Source organism: Roseiterribacter gracilis (assembly GCA_018332375.1).
In the GTDB taxonomy this organism is placed as follows: Bacteria; Pseudomonadota; Alphaproteobacteria; order BOG-932; family Roseiterribacteraceae; genus Roseiterribacter; species Roseiterribacter gracilis.
In genome coordinates this window covers 1998642-2022329 of sequence record BOPV01000001.1, presented here as the reverse complement: position 1 = coordinate 2022329, position 23688 = coordinate 1998642, and the positions used below count along the sequence as shown (strand labels likewise).

Sequence of the window (23688 nt, the reverse complement as noted above, 5' to 3'; positions counted from 1 at the left end):
ACATCAAGCCGTAAAGGCGGCGAGTAGCGACCGGTCGGTGATGCGGGCTGCGTGCTCGTCCTGCTGCGGCTCGAACCACGGCGTCGCCAGCGCGGGATCGGCGATGCGGCCGATCACGATCAACGCCGGCGCGTCGATTTTCGCGCGCCGGGCGGCCAGCACCGCTTCGCCCAAGGTCGTGTTCAGCACGCGCTGCGACGGCGTCGTGGCATGCGCGACGATCGCAACCGGCGTCGCGGCGTCGCGACCATGGCTGAGCAAGGCGGGTACGACGCGGTCGAGCGCGCTGACGCCCATATAGACGACCAGCGCATTGTCGCTACGCGCCAACGCATCCCAATCGAGATCGCCGGGCAACGCACCGCCGGTCTGGTGACCGGTGAGGAACGTCACCGCTGCATTGGCGTCGCGATGCGTCGCCGCGATGCCAGCATAGGCAAGGCCGCCGATCCCGGCCGTGACGCCGGGCACGATGCGGAACGGAATGCCGGCGTCGCGCAGCGCGGCTGCTTCTTCGCCGCCGCGGCCGAACATGCACGGATCGCCGCCTTTGAGCCGGACCACGCGCAACCCGTCGCGGGCGCCTTCAATCATCAGCCGCGCGATCTCGTCCTGCGTGGTCGGGGCATTTCCCTTCCGGCGCCCGACGCAGACCAGCCGCGCGTTGCGGCGCGCCTCGCTCAGGATCTCGGTGTTGATCAGCGCGTCATAGAGGACGAGGTCGGCCGCCCGGATGGCGCCAACCGCATGAAGAGTCAGCAATCCCGGGTCGCCGGGACCGGCACCAACGAGCCAAACGGATCCCGCTTCGAGCTGCGGGAGCGTGGTCGAGTGGGCGAGCGAATGCATATTACACAGCCAATCGGGTATTGAGTTCTAATTCACATTCAGCCAGAGTCGGACGTACGTCAAATACCAAGTCACTTTGTAGTTAGGCGGCGGTCGTCATGGCGGCGGGCAAACTTTCATCGGTCGAAGGCAGCAAATCCGCGAGCTTCGGGCTCCGCGGGTCCCTGGGCGAAGAGCTCGCGTCGAGCGCCGCGCAATTCAGCGATGCAGCGTACGACTTGCTCAAATTCCACGGCGTCTACGAGCAGTACGATCGCGACACCGCGACCGAGCGCAAACAGGCGGGCCTGGAGAAAGAGTGGCAGTGCATGGCGCGCGTCCGCATTCCCGGCGGGCGTCTGACGGCACAGCAATATCTGGCGCTCGACGAACTTTGCGCGAAGCGCGCCAACGGCACGCTGCGCATCACGACGCGCCAGGCGATCCAGTTTCACGGCATTCTGAAAGGCGACCTGCGCGAGCTGGTCGGCGAAATCGAAGCGCATCTGCTGACGACGATGGCCGCTTGCGGCGACGTTGCGCGCAACGTGATGACGACGCCAGCGCCGATCGCCGACAAGCGGCACCAGATTTTGCGCGACGCGGCCGATCTTCTGTCGGTATCGCTGTTGCCGAAGACGCGCGCGCATCACGAGATTTTCGTCGACGGCGTAAAGGTCCCGCCGACCCAGGCCGAACCCGAGCCGCTCTACGGCAAAACCTATCTGCCGCGGAAATTCAAAACCGCGCTGGGCACGGTCGACGACAATTCCGCCGATCTCTACGCCAACGATCTGGCGCTGTTTGCCATTTTCGACGGTGAAGAATTGAAGGGCTGGAACGTCGCGATCGGCGGCGGGCTGGGTCTGACCCACAATCGCGCCAATACCTATGCGCGCTTGGCGACGCTCGTTTGCTTCGTTGAACCCGACGATCTTCTGCCGATCGCCGAAGCGGTGGTGCGTCTGCATCGCGATTATGGCGATCGCACCGACCGCAAACATGCGCGCCTGAAATATGTCGTCGATGCGCTGGGCACGCCCGCGTGCAAGGCGATCCTCGAAGCCGATCTGGGCAAACAGCTTGCGGCGCCGGTGCAGATGGCGCCGGTGCAGATCCCCGATCATCTCGGCTGGCATGCGCAGGGCGACGGAAAATTCTGGCTCGGCGTGCCGGTACCGAGCGGCCGTATCGCCGATGCCGACGGCGTGCAGTTGCGTTCGGCGCTACGCGAAATCGTGACGCGCTTTCACGTCGATCCGGTGCTGACGCCGGACCAAGACGTGTTGTTGTCGAATGCGCGCGCCGAAGATCGCTTCGGCATCGAAGCGGTGCTGCGTGCCCACAAAGTCAAACTCGCCGAAGAACGGACGCGGCTCGACAAGCTGACCTTGGCGTGCCCGGCCTTCCCGACCTGCGGCCTGGCGCTGGGCGAAGCTGAACGTGTGCGCGATCAACTGGTCGCCGATATCGATGCGGCGCTGGAACGACAGGGGCTGGCGGGCGAGGGGATGACGGTGCGGATCACCGGTTGCCCGAATGGCTGCGCGCGTCCTTACGTCGGCGACGTCGGCATCGTCGGCCGTACGGCGAACGACTATGCGTTGTTTGTCGGCGGCGACCGCGAAGGCACGCGAATGAATTTCCGCCTGATCGATCGCATGCCGTTCACCGACATTCCCGCGACGCTGGAACGTCTGTTCGGCGAATGGCGCGATCGTCGCGACGGCAAAGAACGGTTCGGCGACTGGTGCGCACGCGCCGGCGTCGAAACGCTGCTGGGCTATATCGCCGAACGCCAGGCCGCCTGACATGCTGCCGCTTGCGATTGACGTTGGGACCTTGCCGGTTGCGCTGGTGGGGCATGGTCCCGCCGCGTGGAAGCGTCTCACCTTGCTGCAGGAAGCGGGCGCAGGTGCGCTCGAACTCTATGCACCTGACGGGGATCCCAGCCTGCTTGCGGCTGGTGCGCTGCATGGCATGCCGTCCGAACATCAACTGGCTGGTCTGTCACTGTTGTTCGTCGCCGGTATCGACTTGGGCCGCGCGACGCCGCTGGCGCGCCTGGCGCGCGACTATGCGGTGTTGGTGAATGTCGAGGACGTGAACGCCTTGTGCGATCTGCACGTACCGTCGTTGGTGCGGCGCGGCGATCTCGTCGTTGCGATTTCGACCGGCGGCAAAAGCCCGACCCTGGCGCAGAAGCTGCGTAGCTGGCTGGAAAGCCAACTGGACCAGTCGTGGGGCGAGCATCTGCGCGAATTGTCCGATCTGCGCGAACGTCTGCGCGCCTCCGGTTTTGCACCCGACGCCGTGCGCGCCGCGTGCGTGAAGTTGATCGAAGAGAAGAGGTGGCTACCCACGAACTTACGCGAGCAGGCGGGGTTGGTGGGGCGGCCGACTGCGAGCGGAGAAAAGAGTTGAGCTTTATTTTTGTCGAGGACGCAGCCGGGACCGAGCATCGGTTGGATGCGGTCGAAGGTTGGCGCGTGATGGAGATCGTGCGCGATCATGGATTGATGGACGGGATGTGCGGCGGCGCCTGCGAATGCGCGACGTGCCATGTCGAAGTCGAAGCAAGCTGGCTTGACCGCTTGCCGCCGCGATCCGACGACGAGGAAGCGGCTCTGGACACGGTGCCCGACGTGGGCGCACGTTCGCGCCTCGCCTGTCAGATCCTGTACTCAGATGCGCTGGCCGGCCTCCGGCTCAAGCTCGTACCGCCTGACGCTTGAATTTGGCGACGCTTAAAAGATCAGAGAAACGGAAGGAAACGTTCCCATGTCATTGCAGCTCGGCGACATCGCCCCCGATTTTCACGCCGACACGACCGAAGGTCCGATCGACTTTCACGCGTGGCTTGGCAGCGGTTGGGGCGTGCTGTTTTCGCATCCCAAGGACTTCACGCCCGTCTGCACCACCGAGCTCGGTGAAGCAGCGCGCTTGAAGCCGGAATTCGACAAGCGCAACACCAAGATTATCGGCCTGTCGGTCGATCCGCTCGGCGACCATTCGAAATGGGCCGGCGACATTCAGGAAACGCAGGGCCAGAAGGTCAACTTTCCGATGATCGCGGATCCGGACAGCAAGGTCTCGAATCTGTACGGCATGATTCATCCGAATTCGGATCCGAAACTGACCGTGCGTTCGGTGTTCGTGATCGGTCCCGACAAGAAGGTGAAGCTGACCATCACCTATCCGCCGTCGACCGGCCGCAACTTCCAGGAAATTCTGCGCGTCATCGACAGCCTGCAGCTCACCGCCAACCACAAGGTTGCGACGCCGGTGAACTGGAAGTTCGGCGACGACGTGATCATCGTCCCGTCGCTGTCGGATGACGATGCCAAGAAGCAGTTCCCGAACGGCTGGAAGACGCTGAAGCCGTATCTGCGCGTGGTGAAGCAGCCCGGCGCCTAAGTCAGGATCAATCCTGTCGCCGCCGTGCGGTGTGAGATCACGCTTGATTCCACACCGTGCGGCGGCGTTTTAATGAGAAGCCATGCTCCGCCGTTCCGAAAAACTTCTGCTCGCGATCGAAGCGGTGCTCGACGTCGCGCTCCATGGCGGCGGCACGCCGGTGTCGTCGCGCGCGGTGGCGGAACGGCAGAACACGGCGCGCCGCTATCTCGAGCCCGCGTTTCAGGGGCTGGTGAAGGCGGGCATTCTGGCGGGCGTGCGCGGTTCGGACGGTGGTTATGTGCTGGCGCGCGAACGGCGCCGCATCACGCTCGCCGACATTGCTGGCGCGGTTGGCGCCGGTCGTCTCGATGAAGGGATTGAACCGGCCAGCTCGCCGCTGGGACAGAAAGTCGTGACGCCGCTGGCGGCCGAACTGGCCGACGGATGGGAAAATCTGCTGCGCGGCGTGACCTTGGAAGATCTCTATCAGCGCGCACGCGCGACGCAGAAGCCGGCCGCGAAAGCACGCGGCGGTGATGACTCGCAGCCGCCGGGGAACGCTGACTTTGTGATCTAAGCAGCCTGCCGTGCGCGGTCGCTTGCTTTGCTTTTCAAATCCAGCCGCAACGTCAGGCACCAGGCCGAGCCACCGCTGAGGCGGAACGGTGCGAGGCCGGTGCGTCGCACGCGATAACCACGCGCAGCCAAGGTTGCAGCCCACGCGTCGCTGCAGCTTCCCAGCACGATATTGTCGCCCAGCACCACCGCATTCGCCGCCAGCTCGGCCGCGTCTGCGTCGGGCACCGGGATCAAATTCTCGGCGCCGATGCGCGACGTCAGCAGCGCCATTCCTTCGTCGGAAAATGCGCTGGGGACATAGACGACTTCGCCGCGCGGCAACGGCAGCAGCGCCGTATCCATGTGATAGAAGCGCGGGTCGACCAGTTCGAGCGGCAGTGCTTCGACGCCGAAGGTGCGCGCGACGACGTCCGCGGCGGTACGATCCGAACGCGGCCCATAGCCGACCCAGAACAGATTGCGCGTCTTGTCCCAGACGCAGTCGCCGGCACCTTCCAGCACCACGTCGTCGGGCATCAACCGCACGGCGCGCAGCTTGCCCTGGTCGCGCAATTTCTCGAACGCGCGGCGATAGGGAAGTTCTTCGCCCTGGCGTTCGGCGTGGCGGAACCGCGCCACCAGCGCGACACCGTCAAGCACGACCGCCGCGTTGGCGGTGAAAACCAGATCGGGCAGGCCGACTTCGGGCGGCACGATGTCGATCACCGCGCCGCAATCTTCGAGCGTGCTGCGCAACAACGCCCAATCATTCGATGCGGTCGCGGTCAGCGCCATCCGTTCGGCGCTCCAACGTTCGGGCGCCATCCACGGATTGATGCAATAGGCGACTTCAAAGCGCGACGGCGGGCACATCACGATGCGCGTCGTTTCCGTCGACGTCGCGCGTGGCGCGACTTCGTCCAGCGCTTCGCGCAGCAAGCGGATGCCGAGATCGATTTCCTCGCGGCTGATGGTCAGCGGCGGTGCCAGGCGGATCACGGTTTCGTGGGTTTCCTTGCTCAACATGCCGCGTCGCGCCAGCGCTTCGCACACAGCGCGTGCTGGCGCCTGCGCCGGATCGAGATCAATCCCGACCCACAGGCCGCGTCCGCGCACAGCGCGGATTGCGGGATGCCGCAAGTCGCGCGCCTGCTGCAGCAGATACGCTCCCAGCTCGGCGCTGCGTTCGGCGAGCTTCTCGTCCTGGATTACGCGTAGCGCTTCCAGCCCGACGGCAGCGGCCAGCGGATTGCCGCCGAAAGTCGAGCCATGGCTGCCGGGATCGAACACATCCATCACGTCCTGCGTGCTGATGAAGGCCGAGACCGGCAGCAAGCCGCCGCCCAACGCCTTGCCGACGATCAAGCCATCGGGACGCGCATTCTCATGTTCAAAGGCGAACATGCGGCCGGTGCGGCCGAGGCCTGACTGGACTTCGTCGAAGATCAGCAGAATGCCCGCATCGGTGCAGATCTTGCGCAGCGCGGCGAGATATCCGTCGGGCGGCAGAACGATGCCCGCTTCGCCCTGAATCGGTTCGACCAATACTGCCACCGTGTTGGGATTGATCGCGCGGCGGATTGCGTCGGCATCGCCGTAGGGAACCGTGACGAAGCCGCTTGCGAACGGACCAAAGCCGCGGCGATACGCAGCCTCGCTGGAAAACCCGACGATGGTCGTGGTACGGCCGTGGAAATTGCCGGCAGCGACGATGATTTCCTGCGCGCCATCGGCGACGCCGCGGCGATCATGGCCCCAACGTCGCGCTGCTTTGATGGCGGTCTCGACTGCTTCGGCGCCGGTATTCATCGGCAGCGCACGATCGAGTCCGGCGAGGCGGCAGAGTTCGGCGAGGAAGGGACCAAGACGATCGGTGCGATAGGCGCGCGACGGAACCGCGATGCGGTTTGCCTGCTCGGTCAGTGCCGCGACGAGGCGCGGATGCGAATGGCCGCAACTCACCGCCGAATAGGCGCTCATCATGTCGAGATAGCGTTTGCCGGTATCGTCCCAGACAAAGACGCCAGCACCGCGAACCAGCGTTACGTCGAGCGGCGCATAATTCTGCGCACTGACCCGGTCTTCCAACTGCTTCGCGTCCATGCTGCGTCCCCGCGTCGAAACCACACTTGGTTCAACGTCGAAGATGACGTTCGGATCGCAGCAAAGGGCGTCGAAGAAGCGGGTGTTTGCAGCCTGATCGGTCGTACGGACGAGTCAGGACAGCCGTTTCTGTCGTGCACTAGGAACCGGAAGGCCGTTGAAGCTGCGCACTTCGCGCAGCACCACGTTCGAAACCACGCGCGCCACGCCCATTGCCGGGTCTTCGATCCAGCCGTTGGTCAATTCCTGATAGGCGCCGAGGCTCGGACAGACGATGCGCGCGATATAGTCGTACGTGCCCGACACTTCCCAGCATTCGACCACTGCAGGTTCGGCGGCGAGGCGTTTTTCGAATTTGCTCTGGGCTTGTTTGTGCAGATGTTCGAGCCCGATTTCGGCAATCACCGCTACCAGATCAAACGCAGCAAGATCGAGCAGCGCCGCATAGCGCCGGATCAGTCCGCTTTTTTCCAGGCGCCGCACGCGTTCCAGGCACGGGCGCGCGGTCAGTCCGACCAGCTCGCTCAGCGCCTGCACGGTCATGCGACCGTCCTCCTGCAGCGCGGCAAGAATCTTGATGTCGATCCGGTCGAGGCCCTTTGCCTTCATCCCCACCCGCTACCGCGGCGGCTGGAACTTGGCAAGCAACGCTGGGTTGGACCCCATATGACCATGATCAGCGCCCTCATTGTTCTTCTGCTTGGCGCCGCAATCGCGCTTGCCGGCATTGCCAGCGCACCGCACCCGATTCCGCTGCGGCTGCGCCGCCGCCGGTAAGCGCGCGCAGAGCGTTGCACATCCGACACGCGCGTGTCGGCTTTCTTTCTGCGTCTCCTGCAGCCAGTCTTGCGCCCAACAAATCAGGGCGGGGACGGAACGTGCGGAAATTTTCTTTGCTGGGTCTGGCATTGGTGCTGAGCGTCGGCGCAGCCGCGCCATCGTCTTCGACAATCGAAAAGCTGGTGCAGAGCGAGCGCGATTTTTCGGCGCTGTCCGATCGCGCCGATATGCGCACGGCGTTTCTGGCTTTCCTCGCCGACAACGGCGTCGTGTTCGGCAAAGACGGCGCCACCAACGGACAGAAATTCTGGCAGGGCCTGCCGACGCCGAAAGCGAAACTCACTTGGCGTCCGGCCTATGCCGGCATCGCATCGTCGGGCGATGTCGGATTCACCACCGGCCCATATGAAAACGTGCGCGAAGGTGCGCCGCCGCGCTACGGCTGGTACGCGTCGGTGTGGCGTCTGCAAGCGGACGGCACCTGGAAAGTCGAAATTGATCTCGGCGCATCGGTGAATCGGCCAGCAACCGAACCGGCCGATTGGGTCAAGCAGGCGTCACAAGCAACGACGCCGAGCGATCCGACAAAGGCGCGCACGAATTTGCTGGCGATGGATGCGCGCGTCGACGGCAACAAGCTGGCGCCGAATGTCGTCACGCTGCGCGAAGGTGCGGCGCCCGCAATCGGTCGCGCCGCTGCGATCGCGGGCACGCCGGCCGGTTTGCGTCTGGAACCGGTTGCGGCTGAAATCTCGCGCGCGGGTGATTTCGGCTATGTCTACGGCAGGTACAAAGCGGGCGAAGCGGGCGGCTGGTACATGCATGTTTGGCAGCATGACGCCGACGGCTGGCACGTCGTGTTGGAGAGCTTCGGCGGTTAGGGCATGAAATTCACGCGCTGCACCGTGACGCTGTCGAGCGCCAGGCGCAGCGTGCTGATCGATCCGTTGTCGATCTCGATGCGCCGGCGAACATCGATCGGCGCGCCCAGGAAATAGGCCAAGGTGGCGCCGATCGGATCGCCGTGGCCGATCACGGCAATTTCTTCGTCGGCGCCATACAGGTCGCGCAGATCGATCAGGCAACTGACATAGCGCGCTTGCACCTCCAGCATCGTCTCGCCGGTCGGCGTACGCGTGATGGCGCGGTTTTGTGTCCAATTCAGCCAGGCGGGATCTTGGTGCAGCACGTCGAAGCGCTGGCCCGCAAACGTGCCGTAATCGATTTCCAGCAAACGTTCGTCATGCGTCGGCTGCAGGTTGGTTGCAGCCGCGACGATGCGCGCTGCTTCGCGCGTACGGTCGAGCGGGCTTGCGACCAACGCGACAAGCGCGCGCGTCGCGAGCCAGGCGGCGGCGCGCGCGGTTTCGGCGCGGCCGGTTTCATTCATCGTCACGCCGGGCGTGCGACCGGTCAGCGTATGTTTCAGCAGGTCGTGCTGGCCGTGTCGCAGCAGATGGAAGATCGCCATCGGACCTCCGCTTGTCAGATCGCGTGGAACAGAAAGACCGGTGCGTCCCAGTGGTGCAGTGTCGGCGCCGGTCCGACCGGCAAGAAGCGATGACGACCAGCGCGCGCGAACGCATCGCGTCGGTCGGACTCTTCGCCGCCGCTATACGACCAGCCCAACACGACAAACGTGCCGCCTGGTGTCAGCACGCGACGCGTCTCGGCCAGCATCGCGTCGACGACGCTGGCTTGTTGCCAGTAGGGCGCAACGTCGACCGCAAGCACGAGATCGATCGACGCAGTCGCGACGTCGTGCAGGCTGCGCCCGTCGCAACGCGCGAAGGTGACATTGCCGAAGCTCCGGTTGCGTCGCTGCGCTGCCGCCACCATGCCCGCCGACACGTCGAGCCCAAGATAGGATTGCACCAGCGGCGACAACGGCGCTGCGAAGCGGCCGATGCCGCAGCCAATATCGAGCACGCGCGTCGTCGGTAACGGCGTCAGTGCAGCGACGATTTCGTCGGTTGCCGCAGCCAGCAGCGACTCGTCGCCAAGCGCATAGAGCGCGACGCTGGCGACTTCGTCGAGCGCAACCGCACGATCGAACATCGCGCCGACCGAATCGGGATCGCGTGGTGCGTCATGGTCGATCGAGGCCAGCAACGTGACGACGCGATCGAGTCCGGTTTGGCGCGTTGCGGCGAAGTCCGCCAGCGCGTGCAGGCGCGGTTCGGATCGCGCGAGCCGGCGCAACGACGCCACGGTCGAGGCCGCATCGCCCGCCGCCAACGCAGCATGGGCCAAGGTCAGCGCTGCCGACTGGCCCGCACGCAGCCAGGGGGAGGCGGCTTGTCCGACACGCTGATCGAGTTCGGTGCTTGCTGGCATTGGTCCTGGGTGGCCGTGATCGCTTTCGAGGGCGAACGCCTGTTTGTGCCGTTCGTCGCCGCTGGAAAAGGGGATTCTTCTGGGTTCTTGCCGGCCGGCGTCCTGGGTGTGAACATTGCGCGATGCCTCAAGGGACGCTATCGCCTTTGCCCGCGCCATGAGTGTCGAAGCAACCATTCCCGTCCGGACGAATATCGCGCTCGCAGCCTTGCTGCTGGTGCTCGCCGTCCTCTTGCTGTTCATCGCACCGGCGCTTGGCTGGTACGGCGGTGCGGGCGGCGTGGTGCTGCTGGCGTTGGGCGTGGTCGCGACGCCGCTGCATTGGGGTCTGATCCACGAAGGCATTCACAGCAATCTTGCGCCCGACGCGACGCAGAACCGGACCTTATCGCGTCTTCTGTCGGTGCCGTTGCTGGTGCCGTTCGAAATCGTGCGCTTCGGTCACCTGACGCATCACGGCTTCAACCGCAATCCGCTCGACCGGCCTGAAGCGGTCGACGCTGAACCGACCTTGCTCGATCGCGTGAAGTTCTACGCGCATCTTTTGTTCGGCACCTCGGCGATCGAATTGTCAGTGCCGTGGTTGTTCCTGTTGCCGCGCGCGGGCATCCGCTGGTCGATCGGCAAGATCTACGGGCTCGACGATCCGCAGGTGAAGCGCATCCGCAAAATGGCCGAGACGACGTTTCTCGACCCCGAACGGATTGCGCGCATTCGCGTCGATCTGGCCTGCACCGTCGCGATGGTGGTGGCTGCGCTCTATTTCGCGGGCGATGCCTGGCCGTGGGTTGCAGCCGCGCTGCTGTTGCGCGGCGTCACCATCTCGGTGCTCGACAATGCGCCGCATTATGGCACGCCGGTCGACAGCGGCCAGGATGCGACCAACAGCCGTGCGCCGGCATTCCTGCGCGCCTTGCTGCTCAATTCGAATTTCCACGGCATCCATCACGCGCGACCGAACCTGCCGTGGTCGGCGCTGCCGCAGACCTTTGTCGCGATGGGCGCGCGTTACGGCGCTGCGTGGCTGTCGATGGTGCTGCGCCAGTTCCGCGGTCCGCTCTCGGCTGACTCGCTCCAGCGCTGAAGCGCGGCGCAGACGCGCGCCATTCTTGCTTCGGACTCGCGGAACAGACGCATCGATGCGTACCACGGCGTGTCGTCGCGCGTTTCGGTCCAACGCCATTCCGGCGTCCCGTCCAGCAAGGTCCATACCGGCACGCCCAGCGCACCTGCAAGATGCGCCGCCATCGTGTCGGCGCTGATCACCAGGTCCAGCGACGCAACCAGCCGCGCCAAGCTCAACGCGTCGCATTCGTCGACCACCGTGACGCCACTCGCCGCGGCTTCGTAGCGACCGGCGCCGCGCTGCAAGGCGACGAACTCGATCTCGGGCACCGACAGCAACGGGCGCAGCGTGTCGAAGGACGGCGTGCGGCCGCCATCATGCCAGGCCAGTCCGACGCGTTTGCGTGTCGATGGTTGCGTGTCGGGTGGCGCGAACAGATACGGTGCTGCGGGAATCGTTTCGGGCACGGTGCGGAAATAATGCGCCAGCTCGGACGCTTGAATCACTTCATCGTGCGGCGGCAGTTTCTTGCCCAGCGGCACCCAACATTGCACCGACGGCAACGACGCTGCGAACAGCGCGATCATGCCGGGTTCGACTTCGCACGCGACGGTTTCGGCGTGGGCGGCAAGATGCGGCAGATAGCGAATGAACTGAATCGTGTCGGCGTGGCCATCCCAGCAACGAACCAGCACGCGTCGCCCGTCCAGCTTGCGTCCGTTCCACACGAACCGTTCCCAGATCTGTCGTTCGCCGTCGTCTTGTGCGCTACGCAGTTGCTGCACGCGGTCGCCTTCCTGCCAGGCGCTGGCATAGTCACCGCAGGCAAGCGAGCAACGGAATCGTTCGCCGATGCGCAAATCAGGATCGGCGCCTTCCTGCAGCGCGCGGCGATAGCAACGAAGGGCTGCTTCAGCGTGGCCTTCGGCGCACAGCCGATCGGCGCGCGCTAGCCAAGCAGCAAAGCCGATTTCCACAGTCGCGCGCGGTTCCATGACGTTCCAACGTCAGGAAGCCACGCAATGATCCCCTGACCGCCACGCGGCGGCCAAAACGAGGTAGATCAGCGAACGACGATCTGCTTGAGCGAATTGCCTTCGGCGACCTTGCGACCATCCATCGTGTGCGTGGTGTTTGTGCGCGGGTCGAAATAGCCGACCCGCGCCCCGTTGCGATCGCGCGCAACCAGCTTGCCGCTTTCATTGCGGACAGAACCGACTTGTCGGCCGCTGGCATCGGACAGGATCTCAACCATCACAGGCACTCCAAACAAGGAACGCGGCGTGTCGGTACCGCGTATTTGTCCGGACCGTATCGGCCACGTGCATACGCGAGACGACGTACACGTGAACGCGCGATGAAATCAGTCAGCGTGAGGGCCTGTAACTGTTTGTGCCCTGCTAGCGTCCGCGGGCCATGACACATGCTCTGCTTGATGACGCGCACTGGGGCCGCCTCGACCGTGATTTGGGGGCCGCCCAAGTCGAAGAACTGCGCACGCTCGCTGCGCGGTCGCTGAAAGCAGTGCTGGACGGGTTGGAGTTTGCGACGTTGCACGGGGCGCGGGGCGATGTTCGCCGCGGCGCCGAGCGGCTTGCCGGCACTGCCTCGATGGCGGGTCTACCGGCGCTGACCCAGGCGGCACGTGCATTGGAACGCGCGGCCGAGCGCGGCGAAGGAACCGATGCCGTAATGAAGCCGGTACGTTCGTTGGGACAGCGCTCGCTCGATGCGCTGTCGCTGCTGGAGCCTCAGCCCCCTTCGACCCCGACGAGCTTGTAGCCAGCGCCTTGCACGGTCACGAGCAGCGAAGGCTTCTTGGGATCGTCATCAAGCTTGCGGCGCAAGCGGCTGATCAACACGTCGATCATGCGTTCCGTCGCGTCTTCGCGCGCAACCGCGTCCAACAGATGCGCACGGCTGACCACGCGGCCCGGCGCTTTGGCCAGCGCCACCAGCAATTTGTATTCGGCCGGCGCCAGCGGCACTTCGGTATTGTCGCCGTCGATCAACGCCCGGCCCGCCAGATCCAGCGTCCATTTGCCGAATTTCAGGCGGCTTTGCTCGCGGCGGACGCCACCACCCGACCGGCGCAGCAGGTTGCGCGCACGCAAAACCAGCTCTTCCGGGTCGAACGGTTTGACCAAATAGTCGTCGGCGCCCAGCTCGAGCGCGGTGAGCCGCGCATCACGGTCCGTACGGGCCGTGAGAACGACAATCGGCGTGGTCCAGCGACTGCGCGCCTTGCGCGTCAGAACCAGCCCGTCTTCGTCCGGCAGCGTGAGGTCGAGGAAGATCAGATCGACTGGTGCGCGTTCCAGCGCGTCGTGCATTCCACGTCCGTCAATCGCGGTCTCGACCTCGAATCCTTCTTTCCGCAGGTAGGCGGCAAGCAGGCCTTGGGCGAGCGGGTCGTCCTCGACCACGAGGATCCGTTGTTTGCGCATCGGCTTAAGGCTTCGCATGAGAGCGCCGAACCGCCAAGCCCGAGCTGTGGCCAAAAGGCTCGGAAAATGGACACAATCTTCTCAGGACGGGCTCGGACGCAATTTGCGATGGTCGATGGCGACGCCCAAGGGCGCAGAGATTAGGGAGACGGGTTTGGCGCGAATCGGCTGGACCGACCTGTTGGCCTACTACCGGAGCCTCGCCGGTGAGGGCGCTTTGCCCATGCGCGACCGGTTCGACCCGGTCGTCGGCGTCCCGCGCGCGGTTGCGCATCTCACGCTGTATGGGGTCGAGCCGGCCGGGTTTCGCGTCCGGCTGGTCGGCAGCGAGGTCGCGCGGCGCGGCGGCGGCCCCCAGGTCGGGTACATGCTGGACGAGATCGAGCTGGCGTCACCGATCCTCGATGCGGTGCGCGACGCGTTGCGCCGGACCATCGCGGGACGCAAACCGGTGCTGGTCCACTATCTCGCCCAATACGAAGAGCCGGTGCGCTGGACCTCGGTCTATCTGCCCTTGATCGACGCCAGTGGCGCGGTCTGTTCGATCGTCGCCGGCACGTTCCACGAAATCGGCGAGCCAATGGGCAACTTGCGCAGCTTCCGCGCCGATATCGACGGCGACGCTTTTACCGCTGCAGGCATGTCGCCGCCGCACTAGGACACCGGATCGGGCTCGTGTAGGCCGAACACGATGTCGCCCGTCATGACCACGCTTGCCGTTCTGTTCGGCCTGATCGCTCTCGGTTGGATCATCCGTCGCTTCCACTGGGTCGATGACGGCTTCTGGCGCCCAGCCGAGCGGCTCACCTACATTCTGCTATTTCCTGCATTGCTGGTGCGCAGCCTCGCCAACGCCAATCTGACCGCTTTGCCGACCTTGCGCATTGCGGCGGCGCTGGTCGGTGCGATCGTGTTGGTCGGTGGCGCGCTGTATCTCGCGCGGCGCAAGGTGGCACACGACGGTCCCGCCTTCAGTTCGGTGTTCCAAGGTGCGATGCGCTACAACACCTACATTGCGCTGGGCGTCGTGGTCGGTGCGGCGCGTGCCGATCTGCTGCCGTTGGCGGCGATCGCGATCGTCGTGATGATCCCGCTCTTGAATGCACTATCGGTCGTCGTGCTGACGCAACATGGCGACAACGAGATCAAGCGCAATGCGCTGGTCGAAATTGCGCGCAACCCGCTGATCCTCGGCTGCGTCGTCGGCATGGCGCTGAGCGTCAGCGGCGTCGGTCTGGCAGCACCGGTCGATCGCATGCTCGACGTGCTGGGACAGGCTTCGCTGGGGTTGGCGTTGCTCGCCATCGGCGCGGGTCTGTCGCTCGATGCCGTGCGCGGTCGCACGCGCGAAATCGCGCTGGCCTGCACGGTCAAGCTGCTGGTGATGCCGGCAGTGACCGCACTGCTGCTGCTCGCGCTCGGCGTGCATGGTGCGCCGGCGGCGGTCGCGATTTTGTTTCAGGCGGTTCCAACCGCGACCAACAGCTACATTCTGGCACGGCAGATGGGCGGCGATGCCGATCTGATGGCGGGTATCATCACGGTGCAGACGATCGCAGCGGTCGTCACCTTGCCGGTCGTGTTGGCGCTTTGGCCGCTTTAGGCGCGCAGCGCCTTCCGGTTTTCAATGCGCGAACTGAAATCCGGGAGCCGCGTTCCGCGGCTAACTAAACACGATGCGCGCGATGGTGCCGCGGCCCGGCGCGCTTTCCAGTTCCAGCCGGCCGCCTTCGCGTTCGACCAAGGCGCGCGCCAGCGGCAGGCCAAGACCCAACCCGTCGAACTGACGCACGATCGTTTCTTCCAGTTGGCGGAACGGCAACAAGGCCTGCGCCAATGCGACTTCATCCATCCCGATGCCGCGATCTTCGACGCGGATTTCGATCCCGTCGCCTTCGCGCCGTGACACGACCAGCCGCACCAGTTGGCCGCGCTCGGAGAATTTGACCGCGTTCTCCAGCAAGTGACGGATGGCGCGCGTCATCGCCGCGCTGTCGAGCAGCCGCGCCGGCACGGTTTCGTCGAGCAGCAAGGTCAAGCCGATGCCGCGCGCCGTGGCGTCGCGCGCGACCGTCGCGGCTGCTTCGCGACACGGCACGCGAATATCGATCAAGGCGCGCCCACCGCCGTCATTCGGTGCGTCGAGCCGCGCGAAGGCGACGATCTCGTCGACCAGACGGCGCAGGCGTCGTCCGCCTTCACCGATGTCGGTGACGTATTCGCGATAATGCGGCGAGCCGAGCGGCCCCATCGCCTCGCTTTGCATCAGATCGGCAAAGCCGACGATCGCGTTGAGCGGCGTGCGCAGCTCGTGGCTGACGGTTGCGAGAAAGCGCGTGCGCGCTGCTTCGGCGCGTTGGGTTTGCAACAAAGCCGCCGCCAGTTCCGATGTGGTTCGTTCGAGCTCGGCGCGCTTGCGCAGCAGTTCGAGCTTTTCGCGGCACGCACGCAGCGCGCCGGCATAGAGGTTGAACGCGAAGAAGGGCGCCATCACGCCCAGCGACACGCTGGCGGCGTCGCCGCGCACCAGGCACGACACCGCAACCGGTCCGATCGCTGCAAGCAGAAACGACGCAACCGCGGGTGGCCAGCCGGCATAGACGGTTGCCGAGCCCGCACACATGCCCGCGATCAGCACCAGCACGACGGTGAAGACGTTCCAATTGTCGTGCGCCAGCGCCGCACCAAGTCCGCCCCACAACAGACCGTGTGCGAAGGCGCTGTAGCTGAAACGGCGCAGCCATTTGCGCGCCGGATCGCCGTCGCTGCGTTGCCAGTCGGCGCGCAGTGCCAGACGAAACGCGATCAGCGTGCCCAGCGCGGCGTACCAAAGCCCGATCCACGGCGCGATGCCGGTCCACAAGGCCAGCAACATCGCCGCCGTCGCGATGATCAGGGCGGTGCCCAACGGCCAGCGCGGCAACCACAAGGTTGCCGACAGTGCGCGTAGCAGGGACGGTTCGAGCGCGGTCATCCGGCCTGGGCGATTGACATAGACGGGTCGCTGTTGGTGACGCGCCAGGCCGGCAACCGCACCAGCGCGCGCGTGCCGCAGACGTCACCGCGTTCGAGCGTGATCGAGCCGCCATGCAGCTGCACCAGCTCGCGCACGATGGCGAGACCAAGCCCGACGCCTTCGCGGCTGGCGGCCCAGGGATCGCCCGCAATGCGCTGGAACGGTGCAAAGGCGCTCGCCAGCGCCGAAGGCGCGATGCCGACGCCGGTATCGACGACTTCGATTGCAAGATCGCCCGTCGGCAACAGCGACGCGCCGAACGTCACGCGACCCGGGGACGGCGTGTATTTGATCGCGTTGGTCAGCAGGTTCAGCAGGATCTGGTTCATCGCCAGCCGGTCGCAGAACAGGCGCAGATCGGGATCGGGCATTTCGCAACTGAGCTGCAATTGCGCTTGCGTCGCGCGCTCGCTCGACAGCGAACGTGCGGCGGCCAACAGCTCGACCACCGCCAACGTTTCTTCGTTCAGGTCTTTGCGGCCGGCCTCGATCTTGGCGAGATCCAACACGTCGCCGATCAAGCCCAGCAAATGACGTCCTGCGGTCTGGATGTTTTCGGCGAATTCGCGCCGGCGGGAGGTGTACTCGTTGCCATCTTCGCGCAGCAAATCGGCAAAGCCCAGCACCGCGGTCAGCGGCGTGCGCAGCTCGTGGCTCATGGCGGCGAGGAATTCGCTTTTTGCCGTGTTCGCTGCTTCGGCCTGTCGTTTGGCTGCGGCGAGTTCCAGCGCCTGCGCCTGGCGGCGGCGCATCTGGCGCAGCACCAGCCCGGTCAGTCCGCAGATGATCAGCGCGATCGCAACCGAGGTCGCGCCCCAGATCGTGGCGGTGCGGCGCCAAATGCGCAGCGCCTGGTCTTCTTCCAAAGTGACGCTGATCACCAGCGGTTCGTTCTTCAGCGTCTGCATCGCGATGATGCGGTCGATGCGATCGATGCTGCTGGTCAGGCGGATAGTACCGCTGCCGGTTTTCTGCACGATGTCGGTGAAGCCGCGCGCGGTGGCGAACGACCGGCCGATCAGATCTTCGGCGTGCGGCCAGCGCGACAACAGCGTGCCGTCGTTGCGAAACAGGGCCAGGGTGCCGCCGTTCGGCAAGCCGATGTCGGCATAGAATTGCTCGAAGAACGCGCATTCGATTGCGGCCAGCGCGACGCCGCCGAACGCACCGTCGGCGCGGCGCAACCGGTGCGCGATATAAAACGTCCAGGTGCCGGAGCCGCGATTTTGTACCGGCGCTGAAATAAAGCGCAGCAGCTTCGGGTCGTCGCGCATGGCGATGAAATAGTCACGGTCGTCGACGCGGATCAGCGGCGTCGGCCAGCGGCGCGAAAAACTCAGCACCTCGCCCGATGCGCTGACCAGCGACAGCGCGCTAAGTTGCGGCAAGCCGGCTTGCAGATCGGCAAGAACGGCATGTGTGGCGCGGCTTTGTGCGACCTCTTCGAAGTCGGGCGCGCTGGCGTCGAGTCGCTCGGACGCCAGTTTCAGGGTCAGTTCGGCGGCGCGAATCGTCTGGCGGGTCTGCTCTGCCAGCACCAATCCGAGATGGGTGGCCTCCTCCGCAGACTGCGCCAGGACGGCTTCGCGGTGCTGCCAGACGGCGCCGCCCCCAAGCGCAAGCGCAAGCATCGCCGCAGCAGCACCCGTCAGGGACACAAGCTGGGCGGTGGAAAAGCGGCGACTCCGCGTGAAGAATTCAGCCAGGCGGGGCATCGCGACGACCCTGTCCTGCGTGTCTAAGGAAAGCGTAAATCTCCGCGAAATCACTGGCTTCCTGGATCGCCGGGCGGACAAAAACAGGTCCGGCACAGGACATGTTCGTCACCGCGAAATCACCGCGAATCGGGCTCGCAGTGTCGAACCCGGCGCAATGGCAAGGCCGGAATCGTCCACAGCCACGCGCATTGCGACGCATCTCCGCTTAAAAAACCCGCATGAAATCGTGCGGAATTGCTTGACGTGCGCGCGCCGACAGTGATGCTCCGTCCCGAGGATTCGTTATTTCGTTATTTCTTTTTCGGGGAGGGACATTTGGCTGCGAAGAAAGCTGCTCCGGCGAAGGCCGCCAAGAAGGCTCCGGCTAAGGCCGCGAGCAAGTCGTCGGACAAGCCGACTCGCGTCGGCCCGCGTCATCTCGCGGAAGGCATCGTCGCGACGTACGAGCTGTCCAAGAAAGACGCTCTCGCGATCGTGACCGGTGTGTTCGAAGACGTCGCAAAGCGCCTGCAAAAGGGCGAAGTGATTGCCATTTCGGGCTTCGGCCGCTTCGTCGTTCGCGACCGCGCCGCTCGTATCGGCCGCAACCCGCAAACGGGTGAAGCCGTGAAGATTCCGGCCAAGCGCACGCTGCGCTTCACGCCGGCTAAGCCGCTGAAGGAAGCGGTGATGAAGAAGAAGAAGTAAGCTTCTCCAAGCTTGCGTTGCTTTACGAGGCGACGAACGCAAGTTCGTCGCCTCGTTTCGTTTTGGGGGCGCCATGACCGGATATCTGGATCGCCTGTTTCGCCTGCGCGAACGCAATACCAGCGTGCGCACCGAGATTCTGGCGGGCGTTACGACCTTTCTCACCATGGCCTATATCGTCGTGGTCAATCCCGCGATCTTGCAGCCGACCGGCATGCCGATTGCCGCGGTTGCAGCAGCGACATGCCTGTCTGCGTTCATCGCCTGCGTGTTGATGGGCTTGCTCGCCAACGTGCCGATCGCGCTGGCGCCGGGCATGGGGCTCAACGCCTATTTCACTTACACAGTCGTCATCGGCATGCATGTGCCGTGGCAGACCGCGCTCGGTTGCGTGTTCCTGTCGGGCGTCGCGTTTCTGCTTCTGACCTTCGCCGGCATTCGCCAACTGATCGTGCAGGCGATACCGCGCCAGCTTTTTGCAGCGGTCGCGGCGGGCATCGGTCTGTTTCTCGCCTTCATCGGTTTGCACGCAGCCGGCATCGTCGTCGCGCATCCAGCGACGTTGGTTGCGCTGGGCGATCTGTCGGCGCCGCCGACGATGGTCGCGGTGCTGACCTTGCTGCTGACGATGGTGCTGCAGGCATGGCGCGTCCGCGGCGCCATTCTGATCGGCATTCTGGTCGGCACCGCGGCGGGGTGGGCGGCTGGTCTGATCCCGCCGCAGCGCGCCGCTTACGATCTGACTGCGATGTCCGCGACCGCGTTTCACCTCGATGTCGCGTCGGCGCTGCAGATCGGCGGCGGCATCGGCGTCGGGCTGGTCGAGATCTTCTTCGTCTTTCTGTTCGTCGATCTGTTCGACAATGTCGGCACCCTGGTCGCGGTCACCAAGCGCGCCGGACTGACGAATCCCGACGGATCGATCCCGTCCTTGCGCCGCATTCTGTTTGCCGATTCCGCCGCAACCATCGTCGGTTCGCTGGCTGGCACCTCGACCGTGGTGAGCTACGTCGAAAGCGCGTCGGGCATTGCTGCGGGTGGTCGGACGGGCCTGACCGCGCTGGTCACCGGTCTGCTGTTTTTGGTCGCCTTGTTTGCGGCGCCGCTGGTGACCGCAATTCCGATCGCGGCAACCGCGCCGGCGTTGATCATCGTTGGCGGCATGATGCTGGGCGCGCTGGCCGAGATCGACTGGAACGATCCCGAAATCGGCATTCCCGCCTTTCTGACCCTGATCATGATTCCGTTGAGCTTCTCGATCGCCAACGGCCTGTCGTTCGGCATCACGACCTATGCGCTGCTGCGCATCGCGCGCGGCAAGGCGCAACGGTCGGAATGGTTGCTCTACGTGCTGGCGCTGCTGTTCGTCGTTCGCTTCGTCTATCTGACCGCCGGCGCATAAGCGCGCGCGGCGCGCTGCGCCACGCTAACTAGCGTAATGCCGCGATCGTAGCGCGCGCGACATCGGCAAGCATCTTGTCGCGCGCTTCGCTGTTGAGGCGCGACGCCGACAGCAGCGCCACGATCACGATGCGGCGACCGTCGGGTGCGGTTGCAATCCCGACGTCGTTTTCCGCCGGTGCCAGGCCGAACGCTTCGCCGCTGGCGCCGCTTTTATGCGCCAGCGCCCAGTCCTGCGGCAGGCCCGCTTTGATCTTGTTGAGGCCGGTGACGCTGACCGTCATCAGATGCAGCAGCCGCGTGGTCGAATCCGCCGACAGAAGTTCGCCGGCCGCGAGACGCGCCAGCATGTCCATCATGCCTTGCGGCGTCGTCGTATCGCGCGGGTCGCGCAGATAGGCGTCGATCGCAATCTGCCGGCGCTGCGGCGGCAACGCTTCGATCGCAGCTTCGCGCACGCGGTCTTCGTAGAGCGCTGCACGCCAATGTCCCAATCCCTGCCAATCCGACTGGAGCTGCTTTTCGGGGCGGTCGACGCGTACGCCGTACAGGCTTTTCAGCAGCAGCACGGCCTGCACCGCGGCGGGGCCGCCGACTTCGTCGAGCAGCACGTCGCAAGCGGTGTTGTCGCTTTCGATCATCATCAGCTCGAGCAGCTGTTCGATCGTACGGTCGAGTCCCTCGGGCCCGATCTGCTTCGCAAGCGGGCTGCGCCCGGGCGCGCGTTGCGCCTGGGTCAGATGCACGGTCTTGGACAAGGCGATGCGGCCGCGATCGACGCGATCGAGCAGCGCGATTGCGATGGGCAGCTTGTAGACGCTCTGCATCGGGAAAGGGCGCTTGGCGTCGATCAGCACCGTGCTGCCGTCTTCCAGGTCGCGCACCGCAACCCCAAGCCGGCCGCTGCCGGGATGGGCCGTAAGCGCGGTCAGCGCGTTGCGCAGCTGGGTCGAGTCAAAGCCGGCCTGGGCCGGCGTTGCGACGACACACAGGACCACCAGCAACCAGCCACGCACCCGCATGATCCGCCCTCGCTTCAGGTTCCGCGCGAGACAGCCGTGAAATTGCGGTCGAAGAAAGGCAGAGCGAGCCGCGCCTGGCGCCTATTTCAGCTCGACCAGGTTGAGGTCGCTTTCGCGCAGCAGGACTTTCGACAGCACGATCTGCGAACCGTCGGGGCTGACCGCGATGCCGCCGCTCCAATTGAGTTCGCTTGGATTGGCCAGCATTTGCGTCTTGCCGGTGCTGACATCGATGCGCAGCAATTCCGGGCGCGCGGCGAGATAGATGCCGAAGATCGTGCCCGGTCGCGTCGTCCACAGATTGTGATCGAGATCGGCCGGCGGCGGGTCGAGCGGCACCAGCTCGCCGCCATCGAGCGGCAGTTTGTAAAACGCGGCCGACTCGTTGGTGCGCACGATCAGATGCGTTTTGTCGATGCCCGGCATCGCCGACTGGACGTTCTTCGCAACGATCGACGGCGCGCCTCTGCCGTCGGCTGCAACGCGTTGCAGGTCCCAACCGGATTCGTTCTTGTGCAGGAAATACAACGCGTCGCTGTTTGGGCCCCAGATCGGATTGAAGATCGTGCGGTCGCTGAACACGATGCTGGTATTGCCGGTACGCGCATCGACGGTCAGCAGCTGCATGCCGCCCTGGCGTGACACCGCAACGGCGATGCGCGCGCCGTCGGGCGACCAGGTCGGCGCCACGACCTCGCCGGCATTGAATTCGGTCAGGCGGCGCGCGTTGGTGAAAGGATGGTCGCTGACCCACAAATCGGCGCGACCGCCGCGGTCCGACACGAAGACCAGACGTTTGCCGTCGGGTGCAAAACTCGGCGTCCGGTCGCGCGAGCTTGATTCCAGGATCGGCCGTGGCTCGCTGATGCGGCCGTCGGCCCATATGTCGAGCAGGGTCAGGTTTTCGCGCCGCGTCACCGTTTCAAGAACGATGCGGTCTTTCAAACGCGCGTTGGTGACCATGCCGATATTGCGCATGCCGCTCATCAGCAATTTGCGCGCGCCGGTCGCTGCATCGATGCGCCAGAAGGCGGCGCCGTTGGGACCATAGCCGGTCGCCAGAACGAATTTTCCGTCGGCGGTCCAGGCGACGCTTTCGATTGAGTCGGCGCGCGTGAACAAGGTCGTGATCTGCTTGCTCGCCAGATCCATCACGGCGACGTCTTCATTGCCGATCTGGTGCACGCGCACGAAAGCGATACGGCTGCCGTCGGGCGACAGAGACGGATGCTCGTCGCCGATTTCGAGCGACGGCGGCGAGGTCAGCGCCTGCACCGCACCGCCGTTCAGATCGCGCTGCATCAAGCGGCGTAGCAGACCGTCGGCAGCACGATCGGCGTAGATCAGCCCGTTGCCGTTCGGCGTCCAGGTCAGCGAAGTGAGGCCCGGACCGGTGCATTGCCCGATCTCGCGTTCGGTGCCGCCGGGTACGGCGCGCACATAGAGACGGCATGCCGAGGTCGCGCTGCGTTTGGCGTAGGCGATGCGGCCGCCATCGGGCGACCAGGCAGGCGCGTAGGCATATTCGTCGGTCAGCGCGACCGGGTCGCCGCCCGATGTCGAGCGCAGCAGCAAGACGCGCCGCTTCGCGTTCGGATCGTTGCCGACATAGACAAGCTGACCGCCGTCGGGGGACAGCGCTGGTTCCGATTCGATGCCGGGCTCGAAGGTGATCGGCGTCAGGCGCAACGCGTTCGTGTCGGCGCTGTCCGATTCAGGCTGGCGCAACAGCAGCACCGCTGCCGCAAAGGCGACCACCATCGTGGCCGCTGCACCGGCCGCGATCCAGACGCGGCGAACTTGCATCGTCCCGACGGGGGCAGGGGCGTCCGCGATCGCGTCGGCCGTCGCGCGCGCGATTGGCTGGACCGTGCCGTTCAGGCGATAGCCGATGCGCGGCACCGTCTCGATCGAGACAACACCGCCGGCTTCTTCGAACAGGTTGCGCAAGCGCAGCACGGCGCGCGTCAGCGCGTCTTCGCCGACCACGACCTCGCCCCAGCAGGCACGCATCAGGTCGTCGCGCGAAACGGTCTCGCCGGCGCGGCGTGCGAGCGCGATCAGCACCTGCATAACGCGGGGCTGTAATTGATGCACCGCGCCGGTCGGCAACAGCACGCGCGCCAGGCTGGGCTCGACGCGCAAACCGTCGAGGTCGAACGGCAGCTCTTGCGACAGCTCGACCGGGTCGTCCGGCCGTTGTCCGCTAAGCTGATGATCGGCGCGCGGTGAGCGCAGGCTCATAAATCCGTCCTCAAATCCGAGCCCGCTCTCGGGGGGCTAACCTGGTCGCTGTTGATGGGTGGGTCCAGCACCACACACTTAG

At 65.1% G+C, this 23688-nt stretch carries 24 protein-coding genes; 12 read left to right on the top strand and 12 right to left on the bottom strand.

Features of this window, described 5'->3' with window-relative positions:
* Positions 1–3: 3 nt before the first annotated feature.
* On the bottom strand, positions 4–849 hold the full coding sequence (gene cobA, locus TMPK1_RS10020; protein ID WP_420242861.1) for a uroporphyrinogen-III C-methyltransferase: 846 nt from the start codon (positions 847–849) through the stop codon (positions 4–6).
* Positions 850–947: 98 nt separating this feature from the next.
* Here cobA and TMPK1_RS10015 point away from each other — a divergent pair, with 98 nt between their 5' ends.
* The 5 genes from TMPK1_RS10015 (at position 948) to TMPK1_RS09995 (ending at position 4804) form a co-directional block, all read left to right on the top strand.
* Positions 948–2639 carry an NADPH-dependent assimilatory sulfite reductase hemoprotein subunit gene (locus TMPK1_RS10015; protein ID WP_420242859.1) on the top strand — a complete coding sequence of 564 codons (1692 nt, stop codon included), beginning with the start codon at positions 948–950 and terminating at the stop codon, positions 2637–2639.
* A gap of 1 nt (position 2640) precedes the next feature.
* Positions 2641–3252, top strand: coding sequence for a precorrin-2 dehydrogenase/sirohydrochlorin ferrochelatase family protein (locus TMPK1_RS10010; RefSeq protein ID WP_420242857.1), 612 nt, complete (start codon positions 2641–2643; stop codon positions 3250–3252).
* Entirely contained in the window at positions 3249–3563 is a 315-nt protein-coding gene (locus TMPK1_RS10005; RefSeq protein ID WP_420242856.1) for a 2Fe-2S iron-sulfur cluster-binding protein, read from the top strand. The genes TMPK1_RS10010 and TMPK1_RS10005 overlap by 4 nt, the downstream gene beginning before the upstream one ends.
* Before the next feature lie 46 nt (positions 3564–3609).
* The gene (locus TMPK1_RS10000) at positions 3610–4245 is read left to right on the top strand and encodes a peroxiredoxin (RefSeq protein ID WP_420242855.1); all 636 of its coding nucleotides are present in this window, start codon (positions 3610–3612) and stop codon (positions 4243–4245) included.
* A gap of 82 nt (positions 4246–4327) precedes the next feature.
* Positions 4328–4804 (top strand): RrF2 family transcriptional regulator, encoded by a 477-nt coding sequence (locus TMPK1_RS09995; protein ID WP_420242853.1) that lies wholly within the window; start codon positions 4328–4330, stop codon positions 4802–4804.
* On the opposite strand, the gene rocD is transcribed toward TMPK1_RS09995, so the two are convergent.
* Together rocD and TMPK1_RS09985 are read right to left on the bottom strand one after the other, a co-directional pair.
* On the bottom strand, positions 4801–6888 hold the full coding sequence (gene rocD / locus TMPK1_RS09990) for an ornithine--oxo-acid transaminase (RefSeq protein WP_420242852.1): 2088 nt from the start codon (positions 6886–6888) through the stop codon (positions 4801–4803). The two genes, TMPK1_RS09995 and rocD, sit on opposite strands and share 4 nt — an antisense overlap.
* Positions 6889–7002: 114 nt before the next feature.
* A complete protein-coding gene (locus TMPK1_RS09985; protein ID WP_420242850.1) occupies positions 7003–7497 on the bottom strand; it encodes an Lrp/AsnC family transcriptional regulator in 495 nt (164 codons plus the stop codon).
* Positions 7498–7766: 269 nt separating this feature from the next.
* Between TMPK1_RS09985 and TMPK1_RS09980 the strand changes: the two genes are divergently transcribed.
* A complete protein-coding gene (locus TMPK1_RS09980; RefSeq protein ID WP_420242849.1) occupies positions 7767–8549 on the top strand; it encodes a YybH family protein in 783 nt (260 codons plus the stop codon).
* Here the strand turns inward: TMPK1_RS09980 and TMPK1_RS09975 are convergent.
* Both TMPK1_RS09975 and TMPK1_RS09970 read right to left on the bottom strand, forming a co-directional pair.
* Complete coding sequence (locus TMPK1_RS09975) at positions 8546–9139, bottom strand: histidine phosphatase family protein (RefSeq protein ID WP_420242848.1); 594 nt, start codon at positions 9137–9139, stop codon at positions 8546–8548. The genes TMPK1_RS09980 and TMPK1_RS09975 overlap by 4 nt on opposite strands.
* Before the next feature lie 14 nt (positions 9140–9153).
* Positions 9154–10005, bottom strand: a complete 852-nt coding sequence (locus TMPK1_RS09970; protein ID WP_420242847.1) for a class I SAM-dependent methyltransferase — start codon at positions 10003–10005, stop codon at positions 9154–9156.
* 157 nt (positions 10006–10162) lie between these two features.
* Here TMPK1_RS09970 and TMPK1_RS09965 point away from each other — a divergent pair, with 157 nt between their 5' ends.
* Entirely contained in the window at positions 10163–11089 is a 927-nt protein-coding gene (locus tag TMPK1_RS09965; protein WP_420242846.1) for a fatty acid desaturase family protein, read from the top strand.
* Here TMPK1_RS09965 and TMPK1_RS09960 read toward each other — a convergent pair.
* Together TMPK1_RS09960 and TMPK1_RS09955 are read right to left on the bottom strand one after the other, a co-directional pair.
* Positions 11014–12066: a glycosyltransferase family 9 protein gene (locus TMPK1_RS09960; protein WP_420242845.1), complete on the bottom strand. Its 1053-nt coding sequence runs from the start codon at positions 12064–12066 to the stop codon at positions 11014–11016. The two genes, TMPK1_RS09965 and TMPK1_RS09960, sit on opposite strands and share 76 nt — an antisense overlap.
* Before the next feature lie 68 nt (positions 12067–12134).
* The gene (locus tag TMPK1_RS09955) at positions 12135–12326 is read right to left on the bottom strand and encodes a hypothetical protein (protein WP_420242844.1); all 192 of its coding nucleotides are present in this window, start codon (positions 12324–12326) and stop codon (positions 12135–12137) included.
* Between the two features lie 161 nt (positions 12327–12487).
* On the opposite strand from TMPK1_RS09955, the gene TMPK1_RS09950 reads away from it, so the two are divergent.
* The gene (locus TMPK1_RS09950) at positions 12488–12853 is read left to right on the top strand and encodes an Hpt domain-containing protein (RefSeq protein ID WP_420242843.1); all 366 of its coding nucleotides are present in this window, start codon (positions 12488–12490) and stop codon (positions 12851–12853) included.
* Here TMPK1_RS09950 and TMPK1_RS09945 read toward each other — a convergent pair.
* A complete protein-coding gene (locus tag TMPK1_RS09945) occupies positions 12823–13536 on the bottom strand; it encodes a response regulator transcription factor (RefSeq protein ID WP_420242842.1) in 714 nt (237 codons plus the stop codon). The genes TMPK1_RS09950 and TMPK1_RS09945 overlap by 31 nt on opposite strands.
* Before the next feature lie 136 nt (positions 13537–13672).
* Between TMPK1_RS09945 and TMPK1_RS09940 the strand changes: the two genes are divergently transcribed.
* Together TMPK1_RS09940 and TMPK1_RS09935 are read left to right on the top strand one after the other, a co-directional pair.
* Positions 13673–14176 (top strand): PAS domain-containing protein, encoded by a 504-nt coding sequence (locus TMPK1_RS09940; protein ID WP_420242841.1) that lies wholly within the window; start codon positions 13673–13675, stop codon positions 14174–14176.
* A gap of 45 nt (positions 14177–14221) precedes the next feature.
* Positions 14222–15121: an AEC family transporter gene (locus TMPK1_RS09935; RefSeq protein WP_420242840.1), complete on the top strand. Its 900-nt coding sequence runs from the start codon at positions 14222–14224 to the stop codon at positions 15119–15121.
* A 60-nt stretch (positions 15122–15181) separates the two neighbouring features.
* On the opposite strand, the gene TMPK1_RS09930 is transcribed toward TMPK1_RS09935, so the two are convergent.
* Positions 15182–16492 (bottom strand): sensor histidine kinase, encoded by a 1311-nt coding sequence (locus TMPK1_RS09930; protein WP_420242839.1) that lies wholly within the window; start codon positions 16490–16492, stop codon positions 15182–15184.
* Positions 16489–18249 (bottom strand): sensor histidine kinase, encoded by a 1761-nt coding sequence (locus TMPK1_RS09925; protein ID WP_420242838.1) that lies wholly within the window; start codon positions 18247–18249, stop codon positions 16489–16491. The genes TMPK1_RS09930 and TMPK1_RS09925 overlap by 4 nt, the downstream gene beginning before the upstream one ends.
* A gap of 246 nt (positions 18250–18495) precedes the next feature.
* Here TMPK1_RS09925 and TMPK1_RS09920 point away from each other — a divergent pair, with 246 nt between their 5' ends.
* Positions 18496–18939: an HU family DNA-binding protein gene (locus TMPK1_RS09920; RefSeq protein WP_420245642.1), complete on the top strand. Its 444-nt coding sequence runs from the start codon at positions 18496–18498 to the stop codon at positions 18937–18939.
* 73 nt (positions 18940–19012) lie between these two features.
* Positions 19013–20341, top strand: a complete 1329-nt coding sequence (locus TMPK1_RS09915; RefSeq protein ID WP_420242837.1) for an NCS2 family permease — start codon at positions 19013–19015, stop codon at positions 20339–20341.
* Between the two features lie 28 nt (positions 20342–20369).
* Here the strand turns inward: TMPK1_RS09915 and bla are convergent, their stop codons facing one another.
* Together bla and TMPK1_RS09905 are read right to left on the bottom strand one after the other, a co-directional pair.
* The gene (gene bla, locus TMPK1_RS09910; protein WP_420242836.1) at positions 20370–21362 is read right to left on the bottom strand and encodes a class A beta-lactamase; all 993 of its coding nucleotides are present in this window, start codon (positions 21360–21362) and stop codon (positions 20370–20372) included.
* Positions 21363–21443: 81 nt separating this feature from the next.
* Entirely contained in the window at positions 21444–23606 is a 2163-nt protein-coding gene (locus TMPK1_RS09905; RefSeq protein ID WP_420242835.1) for a winged helix-turn-helix domain-containing protein, read from the bottom strand.
* Positions 23607–23688 lie beyond the last annotated feature (82 nt).